Source organism: Arthrobacter sp. 10T413_2, from assembly GCF_056394205.1.
Window position 1 is genome coordinate 1 of record NZ_JBFTHK010000230.1, and the last position, 5,555, is coordinate 5,555.

General features: G+C 67.1%; 5 protein-coding genes and 1 pseudogene. 3 read left to right on the forward strand and 3 right to left on the reverse strand.

Annotated elements, in window-relative coordinates; genetic code table 11:
• Positions 1-109: 109 nt before the first annotated feature.
• On the reverse strand, positions 110-889 hold the full coding sequence (locus tag AC1DBQ_RS21190; RefSeq protein WP_476930387.1) for an IclR family transcriptional regulator: 780 nt from the start codon (positions 887-889) through the stop codon (positions 110-112).
• A 133-nt stretch (positions 890-1,022) separates the two neighbouring features.
• On the opposite strand from AC1DBQ_RS21190, the gene AC1DBQ_RS21195 reads away from it, so the two are divergent.
• Positions 1,023-2,258 carry an MFS transporter gene (locus AC1DBQ_RS21195; RefSeq protein ID WP_476930388.1) on the forward strand — a complete coding sequence of 412 codons (1,236 nt, stop codon included), beginning with the start codon at positions 1,023-1,025 and terminating at the stop codon, positions 2,256-2,258.
• Here AC1DBQ_RS21195 and AC1DBQ_RS21200 read toward each other — a convergent pair.
• Entirely contained in the window at positions 2,255-3,334 is a 1,080-nt protein-coding gene (locus tag AC1DBQ_RS21200) for an FUSC family protein (protein WP_476930391.1), read from the reverse strand. The genes AC1DBQ_RS21195 and AC1DBQ_RS21200 overlap by 4 nt on opposite strands.
• Before the next feature lie 250 nt (positions 3,335-3,584).
• Between AC1DBQ_RS21200 and mscL the strand changes: the two genes are divergently transcribed.
• Together mscL and AC1DBQ_RS21210 are read left to right on the forward strand one after the other, a co-directional pair.
• Complete coding sequence (gene mscL, locus AC1DBQ_RS21205) at positions 3,585-4,103, forward strand: large conductance mechanosensitive channel protein MscL (RefSeq protein WP_476930389.1); 519 nt, start codon at positions 3,585-3,587, stop codon at positions 4,101-4,103.
• Positions 4,104-4,302: 199 nt separating this feature from the next.
• Positions 4,303-5,181, forward strand: coding sequence for an ACT domain-containing protein (locus AC1DBQ_RS21210; RefSeq protein WP_476930390.1), 879 nt, complete (start codon positions 4,303-4,305; stop codon positions 5,179-5,181).
• On the opposite strand, the pseudogene AC1DBQ_RS21215 reads toward AC1DBQ_RS21210, so the two are convergent.
• Positions 5,111-5,555: pseudogene (locus tag AC1DBQ_RS21215) on the reverse strand (hypothetical protein); the annotation flags it as partial. The gene AC1DBQ_RS21210 and the pseudogene AC1DBQ_RS21215 sit on opposite strands and share 71 nt — an antisense overlap.

Here is a 5,555-nt window from a genome sequence, read left to right on the forward strand (position 1 = left end):
ACTTTTCGCTGTGCCATGTGCTTCTCGCTTCGTTGCGGGGTCCCGGGGTCGGGAACTGGGCCGGTTTGGTCGTCTGGCTACCAGTGTGCTCCCGGATGCGTGATACGCGTTACAACGATTCCGTTGAATGGAATTCGATGCTCTCGCGTGACTCGCCAAGCCTCCGCCCGATCCCGCGGGCCGCCGTCTGGAGCGCGGGAACAAGCGCCTGCAGGCGCACTTCGCGGAGGGGGACCACGACGCCGAGGGCCGCCACCGTGCGCTTCCTGCGGTCCAGCACGGGGACGGCGATCCCCCAGGTGTCCGGGTCCACAACGCCGGCCAACTGCGCATAGCCMTGGTGGGCCGCTTCACCCAGGAGAGCGCGGACATCATCGGCGACCAGCCTGCCGGTCGGGTCGCTGAATCCCGCCAGATATTCGGCCTGGATGGCGCGGGGCTGGTTGGCCATGAGCACCAGGCCGGCAGAGGACACGTGGACGGGCATCCGGCCGGCCACCTGCGCACGGTTGGCAACAGATCCCCGGCGGGACAGCCGTTCCACGAAGAGCGCTTCCTCGCCGTCCAGCACGGCGAGGTTCACGTTTTGGTTGAGCACCTGCTGGATGTCCTCCATGAACGGCAGCGCCGCCTGGCGGAGCTCAAGCGTGGGGGAATTGCGGTTGACGAGCTCCCAGAGCCGCAGTCCGAGGCTGACCGAGYCACCGGGGCCGACATCAAGGAGTCCGTGTCCGGCGAGTTGCCGGACCAGCCTGTGCGCAGTGGTCAGGGGAAGCTCTGCCCTGGCGGCAAGGTCGGAAAGCTGCAGTGCCGTGACACCCTCCGGGAAGGCGGCAATGAGCCGCAGGATCCGGTCCACCACCGAATCGCCGGAGGTCGAATTGGCCACGATACCCCTTCCGTTCAATGGTATGAAGTGTCCCATGCAACACCGACGAGTGATAGAACTCTCACGATAAGAAAAGTACGGCCAATGCCGGCCGGACACACGGAACCACGTCAAGAATAGCGCTGAGGTAGCAATGTCAATGTCGTCATTGGGCAATAAATCAAGGTGGCCCGTGTGGCTCTGCTGGCTGGCCATGGTGCTGGACGGCTTTGACCTGGTGGTCCTCGGCACGGTCATCCCGACCCTCATCAAGTCGCATGAACTTGGCTTCGACGCAATCGGGGCGACGTTCGCGGCGACCATCTCCCTGGTGGGTGTGGGGCTCGGCGCGCTCTTCATTTCCCCGCTATCGGATCGCTTCGGCCGGCGGAACCTGCTGGTGGCCTGCGTGACATGGTTCTCCACCTTTACGATCGCCGTCGTCTTCGCACCGAACGTGGCGTGGTTCAGCACGTTCCGGCTGCTTGCCGGCCTCGGACTGGGCGCCTGCCTGCCAGCAGCGCTTGCCTACATGAACGACTACGCGCCTGCCGGGACGGCTGKAAAGTCCACCACCCGGACCATGACCGGATACCACGCCGGCGCCATTGCCACCGCGTTCCTGGCCATCATGGTAATTCCAAGCTGGCGGACCATGTTCGTGGTGGGCGGCCTGGCAGGCTTTGCCTTGGTCCCTTTCCTGTGGTTCAAGCTTCCGGAAACCCTCCCGCCGGTGCACCACGCGGATAATGCGCCGGAGGAAGAGCGTGCCCGTTTCCGGGACCTGGGCCGCAGGCCCTACCCCCTGATCGCCGCCGGCGTGGCCGTGGCCTCGTTCATGGGCCTGCTGCTGGTMTACGGTCTGAACACCTGGCTCCCCCAGCTCATGGCCTCCGCCGGCTATAGCCTGAACGCCGGCCTCGCATTGCTCCTGGTCCTCAATGTCGGCGCAGTGGTGGGCCTCCTGATTGCCGGGGTCCTGGCCGACCGGCACGGCACCAAGAGGATCGTTMTGCTCTGGTTTGGCCTTTCCGCCGTGTTCCTCGCCGCTCTCAGCATCCAGATCCAGAACGAAGTAGTGCTCTACGCCGCTGTCTTTGTCACCGGCGTGTTCGTCTTCAGCTCCCAGGTCCTGGTCTACGCCTGGGTCAGCCAACTCTTCCCTGCTCGACTGCGTGGCACCGCCCTGGGCTTCGCCGCGGGCGTGGGGCGGCTGGGGGCCATCTTGGGTCCGGCCGTCACGGGCGCGCTGGTCGCCGCCGGCATCGCCTACCCGTGGGGCTTCTACGTTTTTGCCGCCGCCGCGGTCCTGGCTGTTCTCGCCCTGGCTTTCGTGCCGCAGACCATCGCCGCAACGTCCCGCACTGGTGCCGGCGTCGGGCAATCCTAGGCGAGGCGCCCTGGCGCAGCCGTCCCGCGGCCCCTCAGGCGGCGCCAGGCCCCTGGCGCCAGCACGACGGCGATGCCGACGGTGGCACCGATCACGGTCTCCACGATTCTGTCGCGGAGCAGGATGCCGGGCGGCACGGGCGCCACGAGAAGCGTCGAGATAAGGGCCAGCGGCGTGACAAAGACCTGCGCCAGCATGTACTGACGCGCGATGAACATCTCAGCGCCAAACTGGCACGCGGCAATGACCAGCACCGTCTGCCACGGCGTCGGCTGCAGCAGCAGGATCCCGGCAAGCAGTACCAGTCCCACGACCGTGCCGGCGATACGCTGGAGGCCGCGGCTCACCCGGTGCCTGGTGGTGTGCCCCACGAGTGGCACGACGGCGGCCACCATCGCCCAGTAATTGTGGCCGACCCCGAGCCATTCGCCGGCGAGGGTCCCCAGCGTTCCGGCCAGGCCCGCCGCCACGAGATAGCCCGCACTTTCCTGCCACGCGGCGCGCTTCTCAGCCGGCGTCAGACTCACGGGCTTGGCCCTGACCCACGGGGCCCGGCGGCTCCGTGCCAGGCGTGAGGACTGGCCGATCAGCAGGGAGAACGCGACCGTGAGCACGGCCACCAGCATGCACTGCCACAGCGGGGGCTGGTTAGGTATCGACGCGATGGCCGCAAACGCGAAGATGTGGAACAGCGAACCCGAGGGACGCAGGCGCCACATTGCGACAACCAGGGAGCAAGCACCCGCCACCACGGTGGTGGCCGCAACCAGGAGCCAGGTGGTGCCTTCGCCCGAAAGCCCGAGGAGCACGTCCACACGGGCCGTGAGGGCGGCCAGCAACATCACCAGGAGCATGAGCCCTCCGGCCCGCACTTGKAGCGTCAGCCGCCGGGCATGCGGTTCATTCCGGCCGTAGATCCCGGTGAAGGCACCGAAGGAGGCGAAGATTGCCAGATCCAGGCGGCCCAGCAGCACCAAGGTGATCAGCGGGACAAAGACGCCCACGGCGCAGCGGAGGGCAACACGGTGGTCCTTGTTGGCAGGAGCGATGGTGAACATCTCGGCGAACAGCTTCACGGTGCCGGCCTCCATAGGTTGGGGCGCCTTTCGTTGCGGTCTGTATATTACGACGGCGGCACTGGCATCCACCGTGGATTTTACGCCGGAACGGCGCCGCCGCCACATAGTGACCCGTTGATCGGAATCTGACGGGCACCGGCGAAGTGGTAGCGTCTATCGGTTGAATCAAGCAACTGAATCAAGCACCTGTGAATCAGACAAGCGACTCACGGCAGAGACATCCAGCAACGCACACCGGAGGTTCCCCATGCTCAAAGGATTCAAGGATTTCATCCTGCGCGGCAACGTGATCGAACTGTCCATCGCCGTCGTCGTCGGCACCGCCTTCACAGCCCTGGTCGGCGCCTTCACCGCCAACATCGTGAACCCGATCATCGCGGCGGCCGGCGGCGTCKAGACCCAGGGCCTGGGCTTCCACATCTGGCCCGGCAACGACAAGACCTTCGTCAACATCGGCGCTGTGGTCACCGCCTTCCTGACCTTCCTCATCACCGCCGCGGTGGTGTACTTCATCTTCGTGGCCCCCATGAACCGGATCAACAGGATGGTCAAGAACCGGCTGAGCGCAGCGGAGCCCGAGGAAGAGCCGATCCCGGCCGACACCGCGCTGCTGGCCGAAATCCGCGACCTGCTGGCCCGGCTGGCAGGTCCGGAACCCGGCGATGGCAGCGACCGTAACGTGGAGGGCGGCAAGGATCGCAACGGGAATGGCAACCTCGCGGGGACCGTGGACGAGGACAGTCCCCGCCACGTGGCCAGCCGCTAGACGCGTCCTCCCGCAGGCCTGCCGCGGGTCCGTCGGCAGCGGCGGTCCGAAACCGTCACCCGGCGGCAATCCGGCCGAAACAGCGGGCCGGAATCATTGGAGCATGACGCGCGATGCCATTGGCAAAACCCCAGGCAAGTCCCCCGGCAAGACCCGGCACCCTGCCTCTTCTGAGTTGAGTTGCGAAGTGTGCGGCCAGATGCCGGAACCGACCAAGACCCGGCTGACCCTGGCGAATATCGCCGTGATGCTTCCGATCGAGTTGCTGGTGCATGCGGCGGTGGTGGGAACGCACCTGCCCTATGTTGCCAAAGTCCTGGTTCTGACCATGACCGCGACCATCCTTGTGATCTGGGTGGCGGAACCCTCGGCGGCCCGGATGCTCCGGGGCTGGCTGCACGCCCCGGCACTGCGCCACCGCAAACGGCTCGTCGCGGCACCTGCCCTGTGGCGGGCGCGGACCGTCTTGAAGGACAAGCCCGGGTCGCTGCAGAAGCTCACTCAGGCATTGGCCGGCCTGGACACCAACATTCTCAGTATCCACGTACACCCCGTGGCCGGCGGCGTGCTGGACGAGTTCGTGCTCTCCGCACCGGGTGAAGTCCGCGAGGCCGATCTGCTCCGAGCGCTGCGGGCGGGCGGCGGGGCGGACCCGCATGTCTGGCCGACCACGGCCCTTGCCATGGCCGACGGCCAAACCGGGGCGCTGAGCCTGGCCGCCCGGATCGCGGCCAGCCCGGAGGAGCTCCCGCTGGCGGTCGCGGAACTGCTGCGGGCCCGGATCATCACGGGACAGGCCTCCGGCAGCGCCGAGGCGACGCCCGCGGCGGGCGCGAACGGTACGGTCCTGAAGATTCCGACGGCGTGGCAAGGACCCATTACGTTCTTCCGGCCCGGCGAGCCGTTCACGCCGGCCGAATCCGCCCGTGCGCACCGGCTTGCCGAACTCGCCGAGATCCTGGCGCACAGGCCGGCGTCGCCGCCTAATCCGCAGCCGCCGGCAGAAGCTAGCCCACGGGAGCTGACGACGGAGGACTGGAATGGAGCGGGCCGGCTCCCCGGACCGGGACTCCAGTAGCCGGAATACCCGTGACCGGAACACGCGTGATAGGCCGGCCGGAATCGTCATGGGAATCGTGACGGGCCGCGGCAGGCAGGCGGCTACTTTCGTCGCGTTCCCACCCGCCTGCCGGCGCTGCGCCTCGGCGGCCGGCGACCGCGAACCCCATATACACCGCCGCGTTGACGGCGGAGAGCGGGCCGCGGATGGACTGTGCCACCTCCTTCAGCGTGCCCAGTGCCGTGCCGTGACGTTCCTCCATACTGTTCTGCTGGGCGTTGCCTCGGTATACCCGGTTCAGCACCGCCAACTGGGCACCAGGGGTGCGCGGCGGGCGCACCACCACCGGTTCCACGTCGAGCACGGCTTTCTCGGACGGCGAAAAAAGCCGG

Coding starts and splice junctions, on each gene's coding strand:
- AC1DBQ_RS21210 (WP_476930390.1), top strand. CDS start 4,303: ATGCCGGAACCGACCAAGACCCGGCTGACCCTGGCGAATATCGCCGTG.